The following is a 24750-nucleotide window of genomic DNA, read 5'->3' as shown; positions in this document are numbered from 1 at the left end:
AACGGCCGCGGCGGCGGCGCCCGGTCGGTGGACGCGAGCGCGCGGCGGCGCGAGGCTCTGTGTCCGCCGCGCGTGCGTGGCCGCCTCGGACCGGTGCCGGGTGAGCGCGGGACCGTGCGGGGAGCGGTGCGGGCCACCGCCGGCGCGCCGTGCGGGCGCGGAAGGCGTGCGGGACTTCCACCCCCGCTCCGGGGGCCCTTCCCCGGGATGCCCGAGGCCGGGCCGGAGACCCGGGACGGGCATCCCGGGGCCGGGCCGCGGAACCACCGGCGCGGCCCGGGGGCGGGTCCGCAGCCGGGTGGGCCCCGTCACGTCACGTCACGTCCAGCGTTCGGCGAGGCACCGCAGGTGCCGGTCCCCCTCCGCTCCGCCCGGGCCCCGGCCGAGGACGTGGATGAGGTTCCGGGCCCCGGCGACGGCCGCGCAGTCCACCGCCGCCCCGGCCAGGGAGGTCCAGTCCGTCCAGGCCGTGGAACCCGCGTCCGTCTGCGCGGACCGCCACAGCTCCCCGTCGGTGCCCTGGGCGAAGACCTGGAGCCGCCCGTCCTGGCCCAGGGCGGCGGCGGGGTCGCCGAGGACGGCGCCCGGCAGGGTCGCGCAGGGGTGGAACCCCTGGTGGTCGTCGGTCTGGCCGATCCGCCGGAGTGAGCCGTCCGCCCCGCGGTGGAAGACGCACACCCGCCCGGCGGCGTCGAGCACCGCCACGGGACGGCCGGTCACGTCGGCGGTGTGGCGCCGCCAGGACTCCCAGCTCCCGGAGTTCTCCGTCTTCTGGGTGAGGGTGCGGAGGACGCCGCCGCCGTCCCGCACGGCCACGGTGATCCGCCCCGAGGCGTCCAGCACGGGCGACGGGGTGGTGTCCGGTTCGCCGCCGAGCGGGGCCGGGCGCGTGTACTCCTCGGCGGCGAGTCCCTGGCCGCGGCTCCACCAGAGAGCGCCGTCGGCACCGCGGAAGAAGACCTGCGCCCGGCCGTCGGCGCCCAGGACCGCGGCCGGGTCACCGCCGATCCGCTCCACCAGGACGCGGGGCGGGCCGTAGACGGCGGAGTGCGGTGTGCTCTGGGTGAGGACGGCGAGGCCGCCGCCGGGGGTGCGGTGGAAGATCCGGTGCCGGCCGTCCCGGCCCCGGAGCGGGCAGGGCACCCCGGCGACCTGCACGCCCTCGTGGCGGAGCCAGGCCCCCCAGGTGGTGTCGCGGTTCTGGGCGCGGCTCCAGAGGGAGTTCGCGGCGCCCCGGACGAAGACGCGGACACGGTGGTCGGCGGTGAGCACCGGGGCGGGCGGCGAGAACAGGGCGCCCCCCAGATTCGTCCAGGCGCCCCAGCGCGTTCCCGGCGTCGTGGATACGGCCATGCCGGTGGTCCCTCCTGCTCGTCGGCGGGGTTCCGCACCCGCTCCCGCCGCGATCGTCGGGGGTTCCGGCGAGCCACGCCAAGACATTGGCCGCCATGTGGTGAAAAGTAGGTACGGGCCTTGACGGATGGGGCCCACGGGGGTGGTGAAGGACGGCGCCGTTCCGCCGCGGGCGGCCGGCGCGAAGGTGCCAGGAGCCGCCGTCACGGTAGCGGAGGGGGTTGAGGAATATCGGAACGAAAACCGGCGCCGAGCCTCTGGAGGGCTTGAGTGCGCTTTGACCTGGGGTTCGGCACGCTGACGGCCTCTCACCCGGACTCAAGCTGGAGGCGAATCACGAAACCTGACCAGCGGCCGCCGCCGCGTCGGCCACATCAGGGACGGTCGGCTTCGTGTGAGCAGGCGGTGTGCGGTAAGCGCGAAGGGGCGCGTTGGTCGCGGCCACGGCGGCGATCGCCAGGATGGCGGACAGTCCGCCGAAGACCAGGGAGAAGGAGGCGGAGGTGGCCGACGCCAGCAGGCCACCACGGAAGTTGCCGAGTTCGGGGCCCGCGACACCGATGACGTGTTCCACCGAGGAGACCCGTCCCCGGTAGGCGTCCGGGGTCTCCAGTTGAACCAGGGCACTGCGGGTGACGACAGACACGGTGTCGGCAGCGCCCGCCACGGCCAGGCATCCGAGGGCCAGCCACAACGGCCCCGCCAGACCGAAACAGGCCAGGGCCAGGCCCCAGACTCCGGCTGCGGACAGCTGCACCAGGCCGCCACGTCGCCGGCGCGTCACCGTACCGGAGAGCAGACCGGCCGTGATCCCCCCGACCGCGACGGCCGAGAGGAACAAGCCGAGGGTCTGCGGGTTTCCCCCGAAGCGGATCTCGTTGACCAGCGGGAAGAGCGCGATGGGCATGGCGAGCAGCGTTGCGGACAGGTCGGTGGCCATCGAGCCCCACAGCGTCGGGCGACGCAGGACGAGCCGCCAGCCCCCACGCTCCGGCCGGAGCCTGCCGCCCGCCGCGTCGGCACCTTCGGGCCGCATGGCAGGCAGGCGGATCACCGCGAGCATCGAAACGACCATGGAAGCGACCTGGGCTGCGTATGCGGCAGGGATATCCCATCGGGCGATGATCAGCCCGGCCATCGCGGGCCCGGCCAGCATCGCTGCCTGGAAGGAGACGTTGGTCAGCGCAAGACCGGCTGCGACCTGGTCGGCCGGCAACAGCCGGACCGGGAAGGTGCGCCGGGCAGGAGCTCCGAGAGCGCTGCAGCTCGTCCCCATGGCGACCAGGGCGAGCAGCAGCAGCACGTTCCGGTTGTCCGCCAGGGCTTGGGCGCACAGCGCGGCGGCGGCCAGCAGTTGGCCTGCGGTGGTGGCCCGCACCACCGCACGGCGGTCAACGGTATCGGCCCACGTGCCGCCGAGCAGCCCGAACAACACCATCGGCAGGCCGGTGGCGAGCCCGATGGCACCGGTGCCTACCGGGCTGCCGGTCAGGTCCCAGACCTGGGCCAGCACCGCCACGTTGGCTATCTGTCCGCCGGCTTGAGAGACCGAGGTGCCGATCCACAGGTCGCGAAACGGCTGACTGTGACGCAGCGGGCGGGTGTCAAGGAGCCGGAGACGGACACGCCCCCTCATTGCGGTGGCTCGACAAGGTGGTGGAGGATGCGCTGCCGCATCGACCGGTGTTCCAGCGCTCGCCGAACCTCTTCGACGACGGTGGTCATCGCGTAGGGGATCTCGCTGTCCAACTCGGCGACCGTCTCGTGGGTGGCGCGCCACTCCGCCTCCAGGAACGGCACCAGCGACCGGCCGCGCTCTGTCAGGTCGATCCGCCGGGTGCGGGCGTCAGGCCCCGGCTCGGAGGTGACCAGATCCTCCTTGCGCATGGCGGCGATGGTCTGGCTGATCGCGGAGTGCGAGCGGTCCAGCGACTTCGCAAGCTCGCGAATGGTCAGTGGTCCGGTGTGGGCGAGCCGGATCAGCGGATAGGCGAACCGCGGCCGCACCCCCTCGATGCCACGCTCGACGTATACCTGCTCGATCTCGGCATCCATGGCTGCCAGAAGCTCGTGCAGGGAGCGCCATGGGTCGGGGAGTGCTGTGGGATCCGAAGATGTCACAGCGCTAATATAACAGCGCTGTGATAATTGAGCTCGTGATCAACTGGTTAGCGCCAACGGCTGCACCCATGGCTCCAATACCGGGAAGGCGCCCTGCCCGCGGTCTGCGCCGGCGATCCGTGCGCGACGGGTAATCCATGGGCGATCCGTACACACCGCCGGTCCCTGCCGCCCGCCGGGCCGTCACCCGCCGGACGGAGCGGGGGCGGGCGGCACGCCCCGGGCCGGTCCAGCCCCTCCGGCCCGGACCGGGGCGGCGGAACCCGGCGGGACCCGGCGCGATCCGGCGCGATCCGGCGGAACCCGGTGTGGTCCAGCGGCGGAAGCCCGCCGGGGCCCCGGGGCGACTCGGCCGAGCCGCGGGGCTCAGCGGAAGAGGCGCAGCGGCACGGCGCGGCCCATGGCGGCCAGGCCCGCGTCGTTGGGGTGCAGGCCGTCGCCGCTGTCGTAGGCGGGGAGCAGCCGTTCGGGGTCCTCGGGGTCGCGGACGGCCCGGTCGAAGTCGATGACGCCGTCGTACGCGCCGCTGGTACGGATCCAGTGGTTCAGCTCCCGCCGGGCGGCGGCGTTGGCCTCGGTGTGGAAGCCGAGGGTGTCGCCCTTGAACGGGGTGAGGGTGGCCCCGTGGATCCGCAGGCCGTGTTCGTGGGCACGGGCGATGAGCTGGCGGTGCCCGGCGATGAGGTCGGCGGCGGTGACGCGCTCGGACTCGGGGGCGAGGGTCCCGGGGTGCCCCAGGTCGTTGACGCCGAGCAGCACCACCACGTGCCGGGCGCCCGGCTGGGCGAGGACGTCGCGGTCGAAGCGGCCCAGCCCGGCGGGGCCGAAGAGGGGCGCGTAGTTCTCGGCCTCGTGTCCGGCGGGCGGGTTGGGGTCGTGGAGCAGGCGGTTGCCGCTGATGCCCTTGTTGACGACACCGGTGTGGCGGAGCGCGGGATGCTGCTGGAGTCGCCGGGCCAGCACGTCCGACCAGCGGTTGTTGGCATCGCGGCTGGTGCCGGCGGTGATGGAGTCGCCGAGGGCGACGACCGCCGCGGGCTGCCGGGCGGCCACGCTCACGCCGCTGAGGAAGTACCAGCGGTCGGTGGTGGTGGCGCCGTCGAGCCGGGCCCGGCCGGTGACGTTGCCGTCGGCGATGTAGCCGGTCTGGTGGGCGAAGGCGGCCACCGTCGAGGCGGGGGTGCGGCGCGGTAGGTGCACGCTGATGACGAGGTCGGAACCGGCGGGGACGCGGAGCGACACGGGGTCGCTGAGAGCGGGGGCGCCCGCCAGCACGGTCACCGAGCGCTTCCCGCCGAAGGTGAGGGGCCGGTCGGTGCCCGGCGCGACGGCGGAACCGGACGCGGCGGCGCGGCGGGCGACCCGGGCCTCCCCGAGGACGAGGGGCGCGGTGCCGAACTCGTTGGTGAAGCGGACGCGCAGGCGCGTACCGGCCCGGCTGACGCGGACGATCTGACGGAGCGTCTGGTCCTCGAAAGCGGTGCGGTCGCTCGCGGGCACGGTGGTGGGGGCGGCACCCCAGGTCCCGGCCCAGCCCGCGCGGGCGGACCCGGCGCCGCCGGTCCCACCCGCCCCGGCGGACGTGTCCGGGCCCGGGGCGGCCGGGGTGTCGGCCGCGGTGCCGAGGAGGAGCACGGTGGCGAGCGCGGCGGTGGCACCGGCACGGACCCGGCGCCACAGGGCGGCCCGGGGACCGGACCGGGGGCCGGACCGGGGCGGGCGGAGTCCGGAACCCGCCGGGCCGGAGCCGCGCCGCGCCGCGCGCGGGCCGGAGGGCTCCACCGCCGCCCGGGCGGAGGAGGCGGCCGGCCCGGGGAGGGCGGCCGGCCGGTGGAGCCGGTCCCGCGGCCCGCCCCGCCGCCGGGAGCGTACGGCGGGCCGGGCCCCGGGCCCGGCCGTCCCGGCGGCCGCGCCGACCACGCCCGCCGCCGTGGTCGCGCCGGCTGCGGTGGCCGCACCGGTCGCCGTGGTCGCGGGGACCGCACCGGACGCGGTGGCCTCGGGGGATCCGGTGGGCCCGGTGGGTCCGGTGGGTCCGGTGGGTCCGGTGGGTCCGGTGGGTCCGGTGGGTCCGGTGGGCCCGGTGGGCCCGGTGGGCCCGGTGGGTCCGGGGGATCCGGGGGATCCGGTGGACCCGGTGGACCCGGTGGCCCCCGTGGATCCGTCGCGCTCGGCTGAACTGGTCATTCTCGGCCCCTCTCTGAGGCTCCGCCGGCGCGGCCCGGCCGGGAAGCGTCCGGGCGCCCCACGGGAAACCGGAACCACCGGGGGAAACCGGCGGCGAACCCGGCGAACGCACGGAGCGCAAGCACAGCAACAGCAACAGCAACAGCAACGAACTGAAGTACGTGTCGCCGCCCGTTGACGCTCCGGCGGACCGTCCCGGCCGCGCTCCGGGCGTCCGCGGACGTCCTCCTGCCGGGCGGTGGTGAATCTAGAAACGCCCGGCTGCCCCGTCAAGAGCCGAACACGTGAACGCACGGCGCACCCCCGAGCCCTGCGGGAGGAGCGCAGCTCAGCAGGGCGGGTGCCGCGCCGGCGGGCGTGACCGGCCCGCGCGGATGTCGGGTGACCGGGCCGTTTCTCCCGACACCTGTCGGATGACCGCGCCCCGGAAGCCGTGGCACCGTGCTGGAGGTTCCGCGCGACGCCACCCCCCACACCCGCGCGGAGCGGAGGAGCGGAATGCGTTACGCGTTCGATCCGGAGCTGGCCGCCGCCGTCGCCCTGATGTCCGAGGTGGATGTCTCCGACCCGGCGGCGGCCCGCGCGGCGCAGGCCGCGCAGGTGGCCCCGGTCGTCGCGGCGGCCGACACCACCGGGGTGTCGGTGGAGAACGTGTCCGTTCCCCGCGCCGACGGCGCGCCCGCCCTGCCGTTGCGGTTGTACCGGCCGGCGGGCGCGCCCGGGCCCCTGCCCGTGCTGTACGCGCTGCACGGCGGGGGCTTCCTCGTGGGTTCTCCCGATGTCGACCACGAGAGCAATCTGCGGTTCTGCCGGGAGCTCGGCGCGCTGGTCGTCTCGCCCGACTACCGGCTCGCCCCCGAACACCGGTTCCCCGCCGCCCTGGAGGACTGCTACACCGGCCTGTGCCGGCTCACGGACCGGGCCGGTGACCTCGGCCTGCGCCCCGACCGGATCGCGGTGTGGGGCGACAGCGCGGGAGCCGGCCTGGCCGCCGCGCTCACCCTGCTCACCCGGGACCGCGGCGGGCCCGGGATCGTCTTCCAGTGCCTGGTCTCCCCCGCGCTCGACGACCGGCTGCGCACCCCGAGCGCGCGCCGCTTCACCGACACCCCGGTGTGGAACCGGCGGAACGCGCGGCTGAGCTGGGACGCCTATCTGGGCCCGGGCGTCGCGGGCTCGGCGGGCGTCTCCCCGTACGCGGCGCCCGCGCGCGCCGGGACGGCGGAGCTCGCCGGCCTGCCTCCCGCGCACGTCACGGTGGCGCAGTTCGACCCGTTACGGGACGAGGGCATCGACTACGCACGGGCCCTGCTGGACGCGGGGGTCCCCACCGAACTGCACGTCCTGCCGGGGACGTTCCACGGCGCGGGCGTGGTGGAACACGCCTCCGTCATCCGTCGGATCACCGCCGAGGTCACCGCCGTGCTCGGCCGGGCCCTGAGCCGGTGAGCGGCGCGATGCGCGGGATGACGGGGCGGTGAACGCGACGGCGGCGCGCCGGACGCGGCCCGGGACGACGGCTTCGCGGTCGCGCCACGGGTCCGCCGGCCGCCCGGTCCGGTACCGGGGGGAGGCGGTCCGGCACCAGCGGCCGGACGGCAGCCCCATCAGGCCCGGAACCGGCGAACCCGCCCGGCGGCCCGCGCCACGGAGCGGTCCCGCGGGCCGGTGCGGGTCTCAGTCCGGCGCCTCCGCCAGCCGCCACGCGTACAGCGCCAGCTGCGCGTGGAAGCGGTGGCCCGGCTCGCGCAGCTGCCACCCCAGCGCGTCCTCGACCTGCGCCAGCCGCGCCGCCACCGAGCTGTGGTGGAGATGGAGTTCCGCGGCGGCCTGCCGCAGCGAGCCGGTGTGGCAGACGGCGGCGAGGGCGGCGATCCCCGTCCGGCCGCCCTCCGTGGCGGCGAAGGCGGCCAGCGCCCGCACCTCGGGCCGTTCGCGCAGCCGTTCGGCGGGGATCTCGGCGAGCAGGGCGGCGGGGCCCAGTTCGTCGTGGTCGGCCACGGCCTCCTCGGGCGCGCCCGCCACCGTGAACCGCAGCGCGGCCCGGGCCTGCCGCCAGGAGACGCCCGCGCCGAGTGCGTCCACGCGACCGCCGACCCCCGCGCGGATGCCGCCCGTCCCTGCCGTCGATCCCGGTCCCCCGGCTCCCACGGCCCGTCCCGCCCCTCCCGCTCCTCTCGCTCCTCCCGCTCGTCCCGCCGCCCGTGCCGGTCCTCCCGCCGAGGGGGCGGGCGCGCCGGCACGGGTCGCGGCCGCCGCCCGCAGCTCGCGGGCGGGGGAGGTCGCGCCGCCGTCCGGGTCCTGGACGAGCACGGCGCCGAGCGGGCCGAGCCGGGCGATCCGCGCGGCGGAGCGCAGGGCGCTCCGGCCGAGCAGCGCCACCGTCGCCACGCCGACATCCGGCCCGGGGCGGCCGGTTCCCGCCGCTCGGGCGGTGGGCAGCACCGCGCGGCCTCCCGGCGGTGCGCCGCCCCGGCCGTCCGCGGGGCGTACGGCGAGGGCCACCGCGACGACGCGGAGCGGCAGTTCGGGGACGAGGCCGAGCAGCCGCAGCGCCCGCGCCCGGTCGGCGACGGCCTCCCGCTCGGAGAGCACCAGCTCCACCAGCGCCGGATCGGCCGCGTGCGGGGGCTCCCCGGCCCGCCGGCCACCGTGGAGGGTCCGCGCGGCGAGCGCCATCCACTCCAGCACGAGATCGTCGAACGGACCGGGCGGCCCGGGGCGTTCCAGCCAGACGCGCCCGGCGGGCCCCGCATCCCCACCGCCGAACCGGGCGCTCCCCGAGATCCGCGCGGGCGGCCCCGGCAGGGCCGCGCCGCCCGGGCCGAACCGCACCGTCCGGCCGTCGGAGGACTCCAGTCCGGCGGGGCACCGGGCCAGGCCCGCCGTCGAGCGCACCAGCGCCACGGCGTCGGGACCGGCGCCCATGAGCGCCTCGAAGTGCGCGATCACCCGCACCGCGCCGGCCGCGTCCGCGTCCAGTGCCGACAACCGCAGCAACAAGCCCTTCACAACCGCAGTCTAGAAAGGAGAACGGCATGCCCGACAGCCCCGCGGACTCCACCGCCGCGACCGCTCCGTCCGCCGCGCGCCGCTCACGTCCGCCGCTCGCCGCCCTGCTCGCCGGGGTACTGGCGCTGCTGGCCGCCCTCGGCCTGGGAGGCGCGGCGGCCCCCGCCGCCGCGGCCGCCCCGGCCGCGCCCACCGCGCAGCTCACCGAGGTGTTCAACTTCGGCACCAACCCGACGGGCCTGCGCATGCACCAGTACGTGCCGGACAACGTCGCGGCCCGCCCGGCGTTGCTGCTCGCCGTGCACTACTGCACCGGCTCGGGGCCGGCGTTCCACAACGGGTCGGAGTTCAAGTCCTTCGCCGACCGCTACGGCTTCATCATCGTCTACCCGTCGGCGACCCGCAGCGGGCAGTGCTTCGACGTCTCCTCGCCACAGGCGCTGCGGCGGGACGGCGGCAGTGACCCGGTGGGCATCAAGTCCATGATCGACTACGTGAAACAGCGGAACAACGTGGACCCGGGCCGGGTCTTCGTGGTCGGGGCCTCCTCCGGCGCGATGATGACCAACGTCCTGCTCGGCAACTACCCGGACGTCTTCCAGGCGGGGACGTCCTTCAGCGGGGTGCCGCACAGCTGCTTCGCCACCACCGACGGCTCCAGCTGGAACAGCGAGTGCTCGGGCGGCCGGATCATCCGCAGCGCCCAGCAGTGGGGCGACCTCGTCCGGAACGCCTACCCCGGCTACAGCGGGCCCCGGCCACGGGTGCAGATCTGGCACGGCACCCAGGACACCACCCTCTCGTACCCCAACTTCGGGGAGCAGATCAAGCAGTGGACCAACGTCCACGGCCTGAGCCAGACCCCGTCCTCCACCGACCAGCCGCAGCAGAACTGGACCCGGACCCGCTACGGCGCCACGGGCAGCCAGGCGCCCGTGGAGGCCATCAGCATCGCCAACACCGGCCACACCCTGCCGCAGGGCGGCATGGCCCAGCGGATGATCACCTTCTTCGGCCTGGACGGCAGCACGGCCGCCGCCCGGTAGGACGACGACCCGCCGCCCGGCGGGGCAACGACCGTCGCCCGGGCGGGACGGCACGACCACGGCACGACCACGGCACGCCCGGCGGCACGCCACGGACGGCAGCCCCCTCGACCATGCCTCCCCGAGGGGGCTGCTCCGGCCGGAGCCACCGATGGCAGGATGCCGTCATGACATCGTCGACCCCCGAGCGGATCGAACCGCCGCTGACCGCCGGCGAGCGCGCCGGGCTGGAGTCCTGGCTCGACTTCCACCGCGAGACGCTCGCCCTCAAGTGCGAGGGGCTGACGGACGCCCAGTTGCGCGAGGCGTCCGTCCCACCCTCGAAGATGACCCTGCTCGGCCTGGTGCAGCACCTGGCCGAGGTGGAGCGGAACTGGTTCCACCGCGTCCTGCTGAGCGAGGACGCCCCCACCGTCTTCGGCGACCCCGGCGGCTCCGGCGCCGACCTCGCGGAGGCGGACGGCGGCTTCACCCTCCGCGACGACCTCACCAAGGACGAGGTGTTCGCCCGCTGGCGGGCGGAGATCGAGAACTCCCGCAAGGCCGCCGCCACCCGGGAGCTGGACGACACCGGCACGCTGCCGCCGAACCCGTCCCCGCTCCAGGGCCCCGTCAGCCTCCGCTGGATCTACCTCCACCTCATCGAGGAGTACGCCCGCCACAACGGCCACGCCGACCTCCTCCGCGAGGGCGTGGACGGCGTCACCGGGGAGTGAACCGGCCGCTCCCGGCGGGCAGCGGAACGCGCCCGCCGGGACGGCAGCCCCCCGACGGGCATGCCCCTTCCGCGCGTCCCGCACCACCCCTACCTCAGCCCCGCGACGGAACGGGCGGCTCCCGGTACACCAGCAGATACCGCCAGAGCACCAGCCGCCGCAGCGTGGCCCCGGGCAGCAGGCGGGCGGCCTCGGCCCGGGTCTCGCCGTAGCCCAGCGGCGGCGGCCACACCAGCGGGACGGGGACGTCCGCCGGACCGGGGCGGCGCCTGCTCAGCGCCCGGTGCGCCGTGTTGAGGGCGACGGCGGGGACGGACCACAGCGCGTCGGCCACCGTCCGCACCGGGTAGAGCCCCAGGACGGCCGGCACCCCACCCGGCGCCAGTGCCTGCCGCAGCCTCGTCACCGTCGCGAACTCCATGTGGTGCAGGCTGGCGACGCAGGAGATGAAGTCGTAGTGCCCGCCGGGCAGTTCCGTGTCGCGCACGTCCGCGTGGCGGTAGCGGGGCCCGCCCCCGGCCGCCCGCGCCGCCGCGAGGGCCTCCGCGTCGGCGTCCACCGCGTCCACGTCCAGCCCCGCGCAGCGAGCAGCCGCGCGAACCGCCCGCCGCCGCACCCCACGTCCAGCGCGGCCCGCGCCCCGCGGGGCACCTGCCGCAGCAGCAGGGGGTGATAGTGATCGTTGTGGTTCACCGGCATGGAGGGACCCTGGCCCTCCGGGCGGGCGCCGCTCGGAGGGCCGCAGCCGTCTCCCGCCTGGGTTCTTAGACCACGCCAAAAGGACGTTGTTCCTTCGAAGCCGCGTTGGCCACGCTGTGAGGCATCCGGAAGGACGACCGTCCTTCTCCGCACAGGGGAGGAAATATGCGTTTCACCGTTCCGCGACGGTTCGCCGCGGCAGCCGCCGGTGTCGTCATGACGGCCGGCGCGGGAATCTTCGTGACCGCCCCGACCGCCCAGGCCGCGTACGCCGACTGCCCCCAGGAGAGCGGGTACCTCTGCTTCTGGAAGGACGCGAACTACGCGGGCAGCCCGGGCAAGCTGTCCGGCAGCAACACCCGCTGGTCCGCCTTCGCGCACAGCAGCTGCCAGACCGGCACCTGGGACAACTGCGCCTCGTCCATCGCCAACGAGGGACTGAGCTGTGAGGCCGTCGTCTACGAGAACCCCAATTACGGGGGCTCCTCCTGGGTCATCAACCGCGACACCTCCGCGGCGAACCTGGTCAACTGGAGCAAGCCGAGCGGGGGCAACTGGAACGACGCCATCAGCTCCAACAGCTGGTGGTGCGGGTAGGCGGTGACGGCATGCGACCGATAGGCCGACACACCGCGGTCGGAGCGGTCATCGCCCTGCTGGTCACAGGTGCCGCCGGTTGCGCGCAAGCGCGGCCGGCGGCCTCGGGCCGGGCGCCGGCCACCGCCGAGCTCAGCGATGCCGCCCTGGACCTGGCCGTCCGTGCCGGGCCCTACCGGGAGGAGCAACTCTCCCTCCAGCAGGCCGAGTACGAACTGACCAGACGCTGCATGGACGAGCGGGGATTCGACTACCCGACCTGGGAGGGCGGTACCACCGGCATCGACGACTCGTGGCAGCCGGACCTGGAGAACCGGCGCAGCCACGGGTACGGGTTCGCCGGCCCGGCGGCGTCACCGGAGAACCAGTACCCGTCCGGCCTCTCGGCCACGGAGCGGAAGGCCTACGCCCGTGCCCTCTCCGGTGATCCCGGGAAGCAGGCGGTGCTGCGGTTGTCCAGCGGACCCGAGTTCACCTTCGGCACCACCGGCTGCATCGCCGAGAGCCGGATCGGCCTGTACGGCGACGCCGTCGACGCGGCCCGGGTCTTCTACGTTCCGCAGGAGGCCCGCAACGCCCTCAACGGACCGATCGGGAGCAGTCCCGCCATGCGCGCGGCCACGCGGGCGTGGAAATCCTGCATGAAGGACAGGGGACAGCCCTACGGCTCGATGGCGGAGGCCCGCGCCGACGCCCACCGGGCCCATGAGGCGGCGGACGCGGACACCGCGCGGCGGACCGAGGTCCGCATAGCCATGGCCGACGGCGCATGCGCGCTGGCCGCGGATATGCCCGAGGTGGCCGACAGGGTGGGCCGCGAGCAGGCGGGCGGACTCACCTCACGGCAGCGCACGGACCTCAACCGTGCCGCGGAACTGCGCGCGGCGGCCTTGGAACGCGCCCAGGACATCGCCGGTGACCGCCCGTAGCGGGGGGCCTCCGCCGGAGAGCCCCCGTGCGGCGAAGGGGGCGGCGAACCGGTCGAGCGCATCCTCGGCCTTGGCGCCACCAGGGGAGCCAGGCACCGCCCGGCGGATCATGGCTGCTGGCATGGTCGTCGCCGTGGGTAGGAGTCAGGGTCGGTCTGACCGTGGGGGTGGTGGGGGAAGGCTTCAGGGTTCGGTCAACCGTCGTGGTCAGGGCTCTGCTGAGGCACCCCTGGGCCCTTCTGATGTGGTTGCTCCTCGCAACCCTGACCGTGGTCGCGCAGAAGGTCGTGCCGCAACCGTGGTCCGCGGGCGTCTACCCCGCTGCTCTGTTTGTCGCCCTACGTGTCTTCTCCCGGGTCTCGCCTGGCGAGGGGTGAGGCATTCCCGTGCCACACCGACTCGCCGGCCGGCCGGCAGCCGGCCTTTCCCACCGTGACCAACTGGCGAGTTCGAAGGCGGCGACAGCACGGTCGACGGCGGTGATCCGGGTGGTGCCACAGGGGGCGGTTCGGGCAAGCACGCGGAAGCTCCCGCCAGACTGGCGATCTTGGTTGTGAATCCGCCCACCGGGGGTGTTCTCCGTGTCCGCCGCCGGGGCCCGCGTGCCCGACTTCCCGTCAGGGCTGGAAAACCTCCCTGCGGACAACCAGGTGCAGCGACATTTCCCTATGCCACCATGTGAGGATCGAGCCGGGCCGATTCTTCGAGGGGGACCAGCCATGGCAATGGTGGCGTGTCGCGAATGCGAGCATCGCGTATCGGACAGTGCGGAGACGTGCCCCAGCTGCGGCATCGGGTCACCGGGCGGTGTGACGCAACTGGAGATCAAAAGGGTTTCCCGGCTGATGGGCGCCGCGGTGCCCATGGCGGTCTGGATCGACTCCAACCACGTGGGAACCCTCGCCTCGGGGAAAAGCCTTACGCACACCGTCACTCCTGGGACCCACCGCGTCGAGTGCGGACTGCAGCAGGCAGGCAGTAAGGACGGCGCGCAGGAGTTCGACGTTCCTGCCGGGCGGCGTCTGGTGATCGTCGTGACCACCAGCAAGTGGAACGGAAAGCCGATCTTCAGCGCGGAACTCGCGTAGGGGGATTACCGTGACGCGCCGGCCCGGATCCTCATGCGCAGTGCGGACCCGAGCACGCCGACACAGCTCGCCGCGGGACAGACCCACCAATCCCCCGGCTCCGGCCCGCGCCTGGTGAACGCCACGACCGCCCAGAGGAGGCCGAAGGCATAGCCGCCCACCATTCCGAGGTAGGGCGCCCAGTAGGGGTCGCCATGCTTGGGGCCTTGTGACGGCGTGAGATAGAAACAGCCCGCCACCGCGAGCGCGCCGAAAAGCCCGGACCACAGCAGTAACTCTTTCAGCCCGCCTCCCTGACCGGGAGAGTACCGGGATCCGGCCCAGATCTGCGTCACGACCGACGCCGAGGCGTAGCACACGGTCCACGCCACGGCGATCCGCCAGCTCGCCCTCACCTTCAGGGTTTGCCGGCCCAGCCGGTCCTGCGAGCGGTTGAACACTATCGCCGCTGTCACCACCGCACTTCTCCCGAAGCTCCACCACGCCCACAGGCCATTCGCCAGAACGAAGGTGGTGACGACGAAGGAGGGTGATCCAAAAATCAGCCCGAGCAGCCACGCCTGAACCGAGTCCGGCGAAGGGATCGTCATCGCGAGCCGCCCGGAACGCCGCCAGGCATGATCTTCGATGATGCCGCTTCCGCGCAGAACGAAAACACTCCGCGTATCCCCATGCAGTGATGCTAGAGCCACCATGACGGTGAGCGCGGAGCTTTCTTGATGTCACCCACGCTTCGTTGTTGAGTCTTCATCATCGCCACTCCCCGCCGGCCAGATGCCAGGACTGGTGCGCATTTCCGGGAATCCTGGAAACGCACCGAGGCCGCCGGGCGAACCCTTCCGCGGGCAGGTGGGCCGTCAACCGCTCCCACGCGAAGCCCGCACGCTCGTCGAGCGGACCATGGCCATCCCCACGTGCATGGAGGCGCCCGGTCGCGGGCATGCCGCGCATCGCCCTGATCGAGGGCAACAGGCTCACGGAATGACCTTCCGCGGGAGATGTGGGAGCGATTCCATGGAATTGCCCCGTTTTACCGGGGGTCGCATCGGCGACGCCGCGGAAGCGGGCAAGGAAGCCGCCACGCCACCTCCCCCTGCCGGCCGTTCGGGAAGTGACCAGAAAGCATGCGTGTGGCCGGTGAGGGGAGATTTTCCCGTGCACCGGGCGCCACCTGGCCTCTAGCATCCCCGCGTATGAATGCCTTGCAGCGCAGAACACTGGGACGCAGCGACATCGAGATCGGAGCACTGGGATTCGGGTGCTGGGCGATCGGTGGTGAATGGCAGGACGCCGACGGCAATCCGCTCGGCTGGGGCAAGGTCGACGACGACGAGTCCGTGGCCGCGGTGCACCGGGCCCTGGATCTGGGGGTCACCTTCTTCGACACGGCCGACACCTACGGCGCCGGCCACAGTGAACGCGTCCTCGGGCGGGCCCTGCGGGGGCGGCGGGACGAGGTCGTCATCGCCTCCAAGTGGGGCAACGTGTTCGACGAGCGCACCCGGACCCTCACCGGGACCGACGACTCGCCCCAGTACGTCCGCCGGGCGCTCACGGCCTCCCTGGAACGCCTCGGCACCGACCACCTGGACCTCTACCAGCTCCACCTGTCCGACGCGCCTCTCGACCGCGCTCTCGAACTGCGGGACGCCTGCGAGGAACTGGTGCGGGAGGGGCTGATACGCGGCTACGCCTGGAGCACGGACGACCCCCGGCGGGCCGCCCTGTTCGCCGACGGGCCACACTGCTACGCCGTCCAGTACGCGGCCAACGTGCTACAGGACGCGCCGGAGCTGTTCGCGCTCTGCGACGACCGCGGGCTCACGAGCATCAACCGCAGCCCTCTCGCGATGGGACTGCTGGCCAAGCCCGCCCAGGGGAAGTCCGGGCCTGCCGGCGCCGGCGACATCCGCGCCGTTCCGCCGGCCTGGCTCACCTGGTACGGCGAGGGAGGGGTCCCCGCACCTGCCTGGGAGGAGCGGGTGACGGCCGTCCGGGAGGTGCTGACCAGCGGCGGACGCACGCTGGCGCAGGGCGCCCTGGCCTGGCTGTGGGCCCGCAGCCCGCACAGTCTGCCGATTCCCGGGTTCCGCTCGGTGGCCCAGGCGGAGGAGAACGCGGCAGCCGTCGCGTACGGTCCGCTGCGGGAGGACCAGATGAAGGAGATCGAGGAACTGCTGAACGGCTGATCGCGACGGGGGTTCCGGCCGGTGGCGCCGATGACGGCCCCGGCCACCTCGCCCGCCTCCTCGGTGATCTTGAGGATCTGGAGGAGGCGGCGGGCCTCTCCGGTGGAGCCCGCCGTCTCCGTGCCGTTCGAGCCGGCCGGCCAGACCTTCGATCACACCCCCGGTGGGGCCCGGTCCTCGCGCGGGACCCCCTCCGGGGAGAGTCGTGAGCGATCAGGGCGCCACCGCGTGAACGAGGAACGCGCTCCACGCGGAGGGGGACACGGTGAGTTGGGGGCCGCTCGCGTGCTTGGAGTCGCGGACGTGCACGGTGCAGGTGCAGGCGGCGACTTCTACGCAGTCGCCGTCGCCGCCACTGCTGTGGCTCGACTTGCGCCAGGGGAGGGCGACCTCGACGCAGTCACCGTCACCGCTGCTGCTGTGGCTCGACTTGCGCCAAGGAAAGGCGACTTCCACACAGTCGTCGCCGCTGCCGCCGCTGTAGCTGCTCTTGAACCAGACCAGGCCATTGCCGCTCATAGGGCTCCTCGCATCCGCTGCAACAGGCTCAGGGAGTCTTCGAGGGAGAGAGCCTGTGAACGCATCCTGGCATAGCGCATCTGCAACATGCTGACCACCTTTGCGTCAGAAATGAGCTGACCGCTCTCTTGGCCTTCGCAGTACGCGACCCGTCGGTTGTCGGGCGACTCAACGAGCCGCATCGGCCCATCGAGCCCAGCATGAGCCTCTCGAACCAGGGGCATCACCTGGATCTCGACATTGCGCAGTTGTGCCAGTTCCAACACGTGCCCGATGAGTTCCCGCGTGACCTCCGCCCCGCCCATGCGCCGCAGGAACAGGTGCTCCTCCAGGATGAAGCTGAACGCCGTGTTCGGGCGCTCGCGCAGCAGGCGCTGGCGTTCCGAGCGGGCCGCCCACTGGGCCTCGATCTGGTCGTCGTCCAGGGGCGGCAGCTGGTTGGCGAACAGCGTGCGCGCGTACGCCTCGGTCTGGAGCAGGCCCGGGATCAGGCGGCACTCGTAGGTGGAGAGGCTGATCGCCTCCGCTTCGAGCTGGGCCCACTGGCGGAACCAGTTCGCCAGGCCCTTCTGGCGGGACAGGTGCCGGGCCGCGCCCCGGAGCGTTCCGAAGGCGTCCAGCGCGTCTTCCGCCGCCTCGATGAAGTCCAGGGGCGGGAAACGTCGGCCCTGTTCGATGGACGCGACCGTGGGCACGGAGTACCGCACCAGCGGCGCCAGTTCTTCCTGGGTCAGTCCGGCCCGGTGGCGGAAGGACTTGACCACCGCCCCGAACGCCCGGAGGCTGTCCTGACTCCGGGGCTCCTGGCGGCTGCCGTCCCGGGCCGCGTCGGGCCCGTCCACACCGTCCGGCCCTTCCGGCCCGTCCGCACCGCCCCTGCCGTTCACCGCGTCGTCGCCGTTCACCGCGTCGTCCGTCATCCGGCGCCTCCTCCCGCTTCCCTGCCGGGACATCAACAACTCGGCGATGGTCACCGGCGGCGACACGAACCGTCCACTCTCCGTACCGGTACGCGCACTCCGCGTACCGGTACAGGGTCTGGCCGGGCGGGAACGTCGCAGGTCACGGCGGGGCGGCCGGGGTGGCCACCCCCATAAGGGGGCGTCACCGTACGCACGTTCCCCACGTCGCGGCGGGAGCGGGAGGGCCCGAGGCGGCATTGTGGGTGCCTGCCGGGAGTCCTACATTGGGAGCGCTCCCATCACCGCATCGGTTCAATCCCCCACACCCCCACCCACACCCGCACGGCTCGTCCGCCCCCGCCCGGCGCCCCTCCGCCCCGCGGGGCGGCGCGACGGCCACCGTCCCGGTCGTTCCGCCGTCCCGGTCCGCTCCCCGGACCGGGCGCGCCGGCGCTCGTCCGGGGCCGGCCCGCCGCGGCCACTCCACCGCCCGCCACGCGCCCACCGGCGTCCTCCGGTGGCGGGAGCCCGCCGACCGTATCCCGGGCCCGGCGACGGACCCCCCACGAAAGGAATCACCATGCGCAGAATGAGGCGCCTGTTCTCCGCCCTGCTCACCGGAGCCGCGATGATCGCGGCGACGGCCGCCGCGACCGGTACCGCGCAGGCCGCGCCCGAGGACGGAACCGCCGCGCCCAGCGCCACCGTGCGGGTCATGCCGCTCGGCGACTCGATCACCGACGGCTACAACGTCCCGGGCGGCTACCGCATCGACCTGTGGCAGAAATTCGTCGCCGGGGGCCACTCGGTCGACTTCGTCGGCTCCGCGTCGAACGGACCGGGGAACCTCCCCGACCGCAATCACGAGGGTCACTCGGGCTGGACGATCGCGCAGATCGACGCCAACATCACCAACTGGCTGCGCGCCTACACCCCGGACACCATCCTGCTGCACATCGGCACCAACGACATGTACGGCTCTGACCCGAACGGCGCCGCCGGCCGGCTCAACACCCTGATCGACCGCATCACCGCGCAGGCCCCGAACGCGCACCTGTTCGTCGCGACGATCATCCCGATCCCGTGGGCGGACGGGACGGTGCGGTCCTTCAACGCGCAGATCCCGGGCATCGTGCAGAACAAGGTCAACGCCGGCAAGAAGGTCCACCTCGTCGACATGTACTCGGCGCTGAACGCCTCCGACCTGGCCGACGGGGTGCACCCGAACGCCACCGGCTACAGCAAGATGGCCACCCGCTGGTACGAGGCGCTGCGCTCCGTCCCGGGCAGTCTCGGCACAGCCGCCGTCCCGGCGTCCGCCGGTCACGGCCTGGCCGCCTGACGCGGCGGGAGCCGCGGAGGCGGCAGAGGCGTAGGGACGAGACGCCCGCCCGCCCCGAGCACCGGGGGCGGGCGGGTGTGCGGGGTGACGCCGCGCTCCCCCGAACGTGCCGTCACCCCCGGGGCACCGCGGTGTTCCGCCGGGGCACCGGTGTCCCAGAAGCGTCCCGGAAGCGTCCAGGGGGCGCCCGGGACGCGCCCGGCCCGGACCCGCGCGGACGGGTGGCGGCGGGGTGCGTCTGCGAGCATGGTCCCGTCCGGTGCGGAACACCGTGCACGGCCGGAACGCGGATGGGGTGAGCAGCCGGGATGGACGCCGAGGCGTGGGACGAGCGGTATCGCGGGACGGAACTCGTCTGGGCCGCCGGGCCGAACCGGTTCGTCGCGGCGGAGCTGGCCGGGCTGCCCGCCGGGCGGGCCGTGGACCTCGCGGCCGGTGAGGGGCGGAACGCCGTCTGGCTGGCGGAGCGCGGCTGGGAGGTGGACGCCCTGGACTTCTCCCCGGTGGCCCTGGCCAAGGCCGATCGGCTGGCGGCGGAGCGCGGGGTGGCGATCCGCACCGTGCGCGCGGATCTGACGGACCCGGCGGCCTGGGAGAGGGCGACGGCCGGGACCGACGGGTCGGCCGTAACCGACGGGACTGACGGAACGGGCGGGGCGGGGGCGGACGGCGGTTACGACCTGGCCCTCGTCGTCTATCTGCACCTGCCCTGGCCGGAGATGACCGGGGTGCTCCGGCGCGCGGCCACCGCCGTGCGGCCGGGCGGGACGCTGCTGCTCGTCGGGCACCACGCCGACAACATCGAACACGGGTACGGCGGGCCGCGGTACCCCGAGGTGCTCTCCACCGAGCGGCAGGTCGCCGGCGCCTGGCGGCCGTATACCCGGATCGTCAAGGCCGAGCGGGCCGAACGCCCGGTGGAGACGGAGGACGGGACGCGCGTCGCGCTCGACACCCTGGTCCGCGCCGAACGGCTCTGACGGAGACGCGCGGAAGGATCCGCGGCGGGTCCGCGCGGCGTGGTGCCCGGGCGGGCCACGTCCGTCAACTCCCGTGGATCGGCGCCCCTTTCGGGTGCCCCCGGCCCCTGCCCGCTTCCGTAGCGCGGCCGTCACATACCGGCCGTCCCGGACACAGCCGGTTCACCTCCGGGCAACGGACGGGAAACGGCCCGTTGCCATGCTGCCGCCAAGGGGACCGGGGCGGCGCCGCGGCGCGCGACCCGCGCGCGGGCACCGCACCACGGCGTACGCGTCGGCTCAACGGAGCGCCGGCGCCTGCGTCGGCGGGAGGACGCTTCGGGACCCGCACCCGCAGCCGTCCGCCCGCACCCGCGCAAGGAGACCCCGTGACCTTCAAGGCCGAGTACCTCTGGATCGACGGCACCGAGCCGACCGCGAAGCTCCGCTCGAAGACCAAGATCCTGGCCGCCGGGGCGGAGCCGCCCGTCTGGGGCTTCGACGGGTCCAGCACCAACCAGGCCGAGGGCCACTCCTCGGACCTCGTCCTCCAGCCCGTCTTCAGCTGCCCGGACCCGATCCGCGGCGGCGGGAACATCCTCGTCCTCTGCGAGGTGCTGCACACCGACCTCACCCCGCACCCGTCGAACACCCGCGCGCTGCTGCGTCCCGTCGCGGAGAAGTACGCCGAGCACGGGTCGCTCTTCGGTATCGAGCAGGAGTACACCTTCTTCGAGGGCAGCCGGCCGCTGGGCTTCCCGGAGAACGGCTTCCCGGCGCCGCAGGGCGGCTACTACTGCGGGGTCGGCGCCGACGAGATCTTCGGCCGCGAGATCGTCGAGAAGCACCTGGACAACTGCCTGGCGGCGGGGCTCGGCATCTCCGGCATCAACGCCGAGGTGATGCCCGGCCAGTGGGAGTTCCAGGTGGGCCCGCTCTCCCCGCTGGAGGTCGCCGACCACATGTGGGTGGCGCGCTGGCTGCTCTACCGCACCGCCGAGGACTTCGGCGTCTCCGCGACCCTCGACGCCAAGCCCGCCAAGGGCGACTGGAACGGCGCGGGCGCGCACACCAACTTCTCCACCCGGGCGATGCGCGAGGGCTACGACCCCATCATCACCGCCTGCGAGGCGCTGGGTGACGGGGACAAGCCGCTGCTGCACGTCAAGAACTACGGCACGGGCATCGAGTCCCGGCTCACCGGCCTGCACGAGACGGCGCCGTGGAACGAGTACAGCTACGGCGTCTCCGACCGGGGCGCCTCGGTGCGCATCCCGTGGCAGGTCGAGGTGGACCGCAAGGGGTACATCGAGGACCGCCGCCCCAACGCCAACTGCGACCCCTACGTGGTGACCCGGCTGATCGTGGACACCTGCTGCACGGCGCTGGAGAAGGCCGGGCAGGTCTGACCGGACCGGCCACCCACCGGACCGGCCACCGGCCGGCAACCGGCCGGCAACCGGAACTGCCGGGCCCGGTTCCACCGGCCCCGGCCGCCTCCCCGGCGCTCCCCACCCGTTGTCTCCCCCGTGGGGACGGGGATACGAAGGGCGCCCGCCGCACCTGACACCCGGCGGGCGCCCTTCGGCGTGTCACGGCACGCCGGGCCTCCGGCCGCCGGCCCCGTCAGGCGCCCGGGCCGGAGGCGCCGGTGGTCCCGCTCCCGGTGACGGCCTCGGCGGCGCCGGGGCCGGGGCCGGGGCCGGGGCCGGGTGCGGTCACCCCGGGCACGCCGGGCCCGGACGCGGTGGCCTCCGGCGCGCCCGTGCCGGGAGCACCGGTTCCGCGTACGGTGCCCAGGTCGCGTTCGGCGGCGGCGAGGATCTCCGTGACCCGCAGGCCGAACGGGGCGTCGCAGGCGTGCGCCACGCCGGTGCGGGCCGCCGTCAGCAGGGCGTCCACGGCCCGCGCGTAGCACTGCTGGGGCCCGGCGGCGCCGCCGGGGAGCGGGACGGCGCCCCGTTCGCCGCGGAGTTCGAGCGCGACCCCGGAGGCGGCGGGCGGCGCGGTGAGGCTCAGGGTGACGGTGGAACCGGCCCCGCCGGAGTGGCGGAGGATCAGGTGCACGGTGTCGCCGGGGCCGCGGGCGGCCCGTACCGCCGCCGGGTCCGTCTCGTCCACGTCGCCCAGGACGGGGAGCAGGAGGGAGAGGGCGTGCGGCCCGACGTCCCACAGGGCGCCGCGCTCACGGCGCCACGGGGAGTCGGCGAACGGGCTCGGCGCGGCGCCGGAACCGCCCGATCCGGCGGGCCCTGACGAGCCGGCCGGGGCGGCCGGTCCGGCGGGCCCGGCCTCGGCGAAGAGCGAGGCGAGCCAGCGCGCGTCCGCCGTGAACCAGCCGCCCGCGGCGGCCTGCTCGGCCGCCCAGTCGGCGGTGCCCGGGTCGAAGCGGGCGGTGAAGAAGACGACCGAGGCGATCCCGGTCAGCTCGGCGGCGGCGGCCACCCGGCGGGCGTCCTCGACGGTGGTGGCCACGGGCTTGTCGAGCAGCAGATGGCGGCCCGCCTCGGCGGCGCGGGTCGCGAGCGGCGCCTGCACGTCCGGCGGCAGCGCGACGGCGACCGCCGCCACGTCGGCGAAGAGGTCCTCCGGGGAGCAGTAGGAGCGGACGCCGTACTCCGCGGCGAGTCCCGCGGCCGCCTCGGGGCGGCGGCCCCATACCCCGGTGAATTCCACGTCGGGGTGGGCCGCCAGGGCGGGGGCGTGCGCCTGACGCGCCCAGGGGCCGGTACCGAGGAGTCCGATGCGCATGGGGGAACCTTTCGCCGTGCGTGCCGTCGGGCGCCGCGCGGGCACCGTCGGGCCGACTCCCGGCGGGGCCCCGCGACGGGCGGGACCGGTCCGCCGGCCGGGCGTTCCCGGCGCGTCGTGCGGAGCTTCTACCCCCGGACGGGGCGGACGTGCGCGTCCCCGCCCTGCGCGCCACCGGGGGCCGGCGCCGCACAGGGCGGAGGGGACCGTCAGCCCGCCGGTGTCCCCGTGGCACGGCGGCGGCGGGAGCGGGCGATCGCGCCGAGGACGAGGTCCACCGCGAGGAACAGCAGCAGCCCCAGCCCGAACAGCGGGACGAACCAGCCGACCAGCACCGCCGCCACCAGCAGCACGGCCAGTGTGGCGGGCGGGGCCTTGCGCCAGGCGCCGCGCGGTATCGGCCGGCCGAAGGCGAAGGCGGCACCGCGGGTGGGGCGGCGCTGCCACCACATCCGGTAGCCGTAGACGATCAGGGCGATGAGCCCCACCATCAGGGCGGCGAGCAGGATCTGGTTGAACAGGCCCAGGGTCTGCCCCATGTGGGCGTCGATACCGATCTGGGTGAGCTGGGCGAGGACCGGGTAGTCGGCGAAGGCGAGGGTGTCCACGGTCTCGCCCGTCGTCGGGTGCACGGACACCGCGTCGAAGTGCACCGGCCACTGCGTGTCGTTCTCGGTGACGACGTAGGCGCCGTTCTCGTCGGCCGGCATGGTGATCACCAGCTGCTCGGTGACGCCTTCCGCGCGGGCGGTCTCCACGACCCGGTCGAGGCCGACGTCCCCGCCCGCGCCCGGCTGGTGGCCGGTGTCGCCGTGCGCGCCGCCGTGCCCCTCGTGGCCGCCGGCCGCCCCGTCCGCCGACGGGTCCACGGTGGCGGTGATCGCCGGGGTCGCGCCGCGGAGCTGCTCGCGCAGCACGCCGATGTTCTCGCCCGCGTACGCGGACCAGGTGAGCCCGGTGGCGGAGAGGAACAGCAGGCCGGGCAGGGCCCAGACGCCGATCGCGCCGTGCCGGGACATGGTGCGGCGACGGCCCGTCGCCCCGCGCTCCGGCAGCAGCACACCGCGCGCGCCGCGGGTGGCGCGCCTGCGGCGCAGCCACAGCACCAGCCCGCCGAGCGCCACCACCCACAGCCAGCTCGCGGCCAGTTCGCTGTAGAGGCGGCCGGGCTCGCCGAGGTGCAGATGGCGGTGGAGCTCGGAGATCCAGGCGCGCACGGGCAGCGCGCCGGAACCGCCGTAGCTGACCAGCTCACCGCGGACCTCGGCGGTGTACGGGTCGACGAAGACGGCGTCCGACCTGGACTCGCCGAGGGCGGGGTTGGGGAAGAGCACACGGGTGGTGGTGCCGTCGCCGGGGGACGCCCAGACGCTGCCGAGGGTGCCGTCCGGGTTCGCCTCGACGGCGGCCCGTACCTGCTCGTCGAGGGGGAGCGGCTTCCCGCCCTCGGGCACGGGGGCCGTCAGCTCGTCGGCGTAGACCACCTTCTCGATCTGGTACGAGGCGGCGTAGAGCAGCCCGGTGACGGCGGCGACCAGCAGGAACGGGGCCACCAGCAGGCCCGCGTAGAAATGCAGCCGCAGCACGAGGGGGCGCAGACCGGCCCGGGAGGCCCGGGGCGAGGGCGCCGGGGAGCCCGCACCCTCGGGAGGGGACGGAGGAGGGCCCGCAGGGGTGCCGTCGGCGGCCGGAGGGACGGCCGGACCGCCGTCGTCCGCGCCCTCGCCTGTGTCCTCGCCCTTGCCGTCGCCGGGACGGGCCGTGGGGGTGGCCGGAGCGGCGGTGGCCGTGGTGGCAGCCGTGGTGGCGGCCCCCGTGCCGACCGTGGTCGCAGCCGTGGTGGCGGCCCCCGTGCCGGCCGTGGTGGCGGCCGTGGCGGGCGCGGGCTCCGGGGCGCGGGCCGCGGGCACGGCCGGGGCGGTGGCCGTCCCGTCCGCGCGGGCCGGGTCGCCGGCGCGGACCGCGGGGCCGGACGGGCCGTCCGGCGGGGCGGGCCGGGGGGTCTCCGGCCGTGCGGGGTCGTCGATGGACATGGGGGTGGCCTCACTTCGGGTTCGGCCGCGCGGCGGGCGCGGCCGGCACCCCGGGCGTACTGCCGGGTGCCGGGGCGCGCGGGCGCGGCTCGGGGCGGTGGGGCGGGCCGTGGCCGGAGGCGGGCGGTGGATCCGGGGTGCGGGCGGCCGGTCCGGCCCGGCGGCGGGGCGTTGCCAGGGCGGGGTCCGGTCTCTCCACCGCCGGGCCGCCGTCGCGGTGCCCGGAGGTCTCGCGGGCGCCGCCGGTGGCGGGCCCGTGGAAACGTCACGCCCCGTCCGTTCCGGTGGCGCCGTCCGCCCGGGGTGC

21 protein-coding genes are annotated in these 24750 nt (G+C 74.6%); 10 read left to right on the top strand and 11 right to left on the bottom strand.

The features are described from left to right. Positions 1–318: 318 nt before the first annotated feature. The 4 genes from HCK00_RS03980 to HCK00_RS03965 all read right to left on the bottom strand — a co-directional run bounded on the left by HCK00_RS03980 (position 319) and on the right by HCK00_RS03965 (position 5109). Positions 319–1353 carry a DUF8189 domain-containing protein gene (locus HCK00_RS03980; RefSeq protein WP_168100309.1) on the bottom strand — a complete coding sequence of 345 codons (1035 nt, stop codon included), beginning with the start codon at positions 1351–1353 and terminating at the stop codon, positions 319–321. Positions 1354–1687: 334 nt separating this feature from the next. After that, positions 1688–2989 carry an MFS transporter gene (locus HCK00_RS03975; protein WP_168100308.1) on the bottom strand — a complete coding sequence of 434 codons (1302 nt, stop codon included), beginning with the start codon at positions 2987–2989 and terminating at the stop codon, positions 1688–1690. Next, on the bottom strand, positions 2986–3474 hold the full coding sequence (locus HCK00_RS03970; protein WP_168100307.1) for a MarR family winged helix-turn-helix transcriptional regulator: 489 nt from the start codon (positions 3472–3474) through the stop codon (positions 2986–2988). The genes HCK00_RS03975 and HCK00_RS03970 overlap by 4 nt, the downstream gene beginning before the upstream one ends. Positions 3475–3840: 366 nt before the next feature. After that, the gene (locus tag HCK00_RS03965) at positions 3841–5109 is read right to left on the bottom strand and encodes an SGNH/GDSL hydrolase family protein (RefSeq protein ID WP_311765127.1); all 1269 of its coding nucleotides are present in this window, start codon (positions 5107–5109) and stop codon (positions 3841–3843) included. Between the two features lie 1050 nt (positions 5110–6159). On the opposite strand from HCK00_RS03965, the gene HCK00_RS03955 reads away from it, so the two are divergent. Continuing rightward, a complete protein-coding gene (locus tag HCK00_RS03955; RefSeq protein ID WP_168100306.1) occupies positions 6160–7110 on the top strand; it encodes an alpha/beta hydrolase in 951 nt (316 codons plus the stop codon). A 228-nt stretch (positions 7111–7338) separates the two neighbouring features. On the opposite strand, the gene HCK00_RS03950 is transcribed toward HCK00_RS03955, so the two are convergent. Further along, a complete protein-coding gene (locus tag HCK00_RS03950; RefSeq protein ID WP_168100305.1) occupies positions 7339–8673 on the bottom strand; it encodes a helix-turn-helix domain-containing protein in 1335 nt (444 codons plus the stop codon). 26 nt (positions 8674–8699) lie between these two features. On the opposite strand from HCK00_RS03950, the gene HCK00_RS03945 reads away from it, so the two are divergent. Further along, the gene (locus HCK00_RS03945) at positions 8700–9719 is read left to right on the top strand and encodes an extracellular catalytic domain type 1 short-chain-length polyhydroxyalkanoate depolymerase (protein ID WP_168100304.1); all 1020 of its coding nucleotides are present in this window, start codon (positions 8700–8702) and stop codon (positions 9717–9719) included. A gap of 167 nt (positions 9720–9886) precedes the next feature. Then, on the top strand, positions 9887–10435 hold the full coding sequence (locus HCK00_RS03940) for a DinB family protein (protein WP_168100303.1): 549 nt from the start codon (positions 9887–9889) through the stop codon (positions 10433–10435). A 94-nt stretch (positions 10436–10529) separates the two neighbouring features. On the opposite strand, the gene HCK00_RS03935 is transcribed toward HCK00_RS03940, so the two are convergent. After that, the gene (locus HCK00_RS03935) at positions 10530–11003 is read right to left on the bottom strand and encodes a methyltransferase domain-containing protein (protein ID WP_311765126.1); all 474 of its coding nucleotides are present in this window, start codon (positions 11001–11003) and stop codon (positions 10530–10532) included. Positions 11004–11299: 296 nt separating this feature from the next. On the opposite strand from HCK00_RS03935, the gene HCK00_RS03930 reads away from it, so the two are divergent. From HCK00_RS03930 to HCK00_RS03920, 3 genes are all read left to right on the top strand, one after another. Beyond that, positions 11300–11731: a peptidase inhibitor family I36 protein gene (locus HCK00_RS03930; protein ID WP_168100302.1), complete on the top strand. Its 432-nt coding sequence runs from the start codon at positions 11300–11302 to the stop codon at positions 11729–11731. 11 nt (positions 11732–11742) lie between these two features. Beyond that, positions 11743–12660 (top strand): hypothetical protein, encoded by a 918-nt coding sequence (locus HCK00_RS03925; RefSeq protein WP_168100301.1) that lies wholly within the window; start codon positions 11743–11745, stop codon positions 12658–12660. Positions 12661–13469: 809 nt separating this feature from the next. Then, entirely contained in the window at positions 13470–13748 is a 279-nt protein-coding gene (locus tag HCK00_RS03920) for a hypothetical protein (protein WP_168100300.1), read from the top strand. A 5-nt stretch (positions 13749–13753) separates the two neighbouring features. Here HCK00_RS03920 and HCK00_RS03915 read toward each other — a convergent pair whose 3' ends face one another. Next, complete coding sequence (locus tag HCK00_RS03915; RefSeq protein WP_168100299.1) at positions 13754–14443, bottom strand: hypothetical protein; 690 nt, start codon at positions 14441–14443, stop codon at positions 13754–13756. 498 nt (positions 14444–14941) lie between these two features. Between HCK00_RS03915 and HCK00_RS03910 the strand changes: the two genes are divergently transcribed. Continuing rightward, positions 14942–15937: an aldo/keto reductase gene (locus HCK00_RS03910; protein WP_168100298.1), complete on the top strand. Its 996-nt coding sequence runs from the start codon at positions 14942–14944 to the stop codon at positions 15935–15937. A gap of 213 nt (positions 15938–16150) precedes the next feature. Here the strand turns inward: HCK00_RS03910 and HCK00_RS03905 are convergent, their stop codons facing one another. Both HCK00_RS03905 and HCK00_RS03900 read right to left on the bottom strand, forming a co-directional pair. Continuing rightward, complete coding sequence (locus HCK00_RS03905) at positions 16151–16456, bottom strand: DUF397 domain-containing protein (protein ID WP_168100297.1); 306 nt, start codon at positions 16454–16456, stop codon at positions 16151–16153. Next, complete coding sequence (locus HCK00_RS03900) at positions 16453–17376, bottom strand: helix-turn-helix domain-containing protein (RefSeq protein WP_168100408.1); 924 nt, start codon at positions 17374–17376, stop codon at positions 16453–16455. Before HCK00_RS03900 ends, HCK00_RS03905 begins: the two co-directional genes overlap by 4 nt. A gap of 562 nt (positions 17377–17938) precedes the next feature. Here HCK00_RS03900 and HCK00_RS03895 point away from each other — a divergent pair. From HCK00_RS03895 to glnII, 3 genes are all read left to right on the top strand, one after another. Continuing rightward, positions 17939–18700, top strand: a complete 762-nt coding sequence (locus HCK00_RS03895) for an SGNH/GDSL hydrolase family protein (protein WP_168100296.1) — start codon at positions 17939–17941, stop codon at positions 18698–18700. Between the two features lie 308 nt (positions 18701–19008). After that, complete coding sequence (locus HCK00_RS03890) at positions 19009–19680, top strand: class I SAM-dependent methyltransferase (RefSeq protein ID WP_168100295.1); 672 nt, start codon at positions 19009–19011, stop codon at positions 19678–19680. 368 nt (positions 19681–20048) lie between these two features. Beyond that, positions 20049–21068 carry a glutamine synthetase gene (glnII, locus tag HCK00_RS03885; protein ID WP_168100294.1) on the top strand — a complete coding sequence of 340 codons (1020 nt, stop codon included), beginning with the start codon at positions 20049–20051 and terminating at the stop codon, positions 21066–21068. Between the two features lie 217 nt (positions 21069–21285). Here the strand turns inward: glnII and HCK00_RS03880 are convergent, their stop codons facing one another. Both HCK00_RS03880 and HCK00_RS03875 read right to left on the bottom strand, forming a co-directional pair. After that, the gene (locus tag HCK00_RS03880; RefSeq protein ID WP_168100293.1) at positions 21286–22410 is read right to left on the bottom strand and encodes a Gfo/Idh/MocA family protein; all 1125 of its coding nucleotides are present in this window, start codon (positions 22408–22410) and stop codon (positions 21286–21288) included. 209 nt (positions 22411–22619) lie between these two features. Then, entirely contained in the window at positions 22620–24443 is a 1824-nt protein-coding gene (locus tag HCK00_RS03875; RefSeq protein WP_168100292.1) for a PepSY-associated TM helix domain-containing protein, read from the bottom strand. Between the last annotated feature and the right edge of the window lie 307 nt (positions 24444–24750).

It is taken from the genome of Streptomyces zingiberis, assembly GCF_012034935.1.
In the GTDB taxonomy this organism is placed as follows: domain Bacteria; phylum Actinomycetota; class Actinomycetes; order Streptomycetales; family Streptomycetaceae; genus Streptomyces; species Streptomyces zingiberis.
Note: the sequence above shows the minus strand (reverse complement) of the source record. Positions and strands in the feature narration are given on the sequence as shown.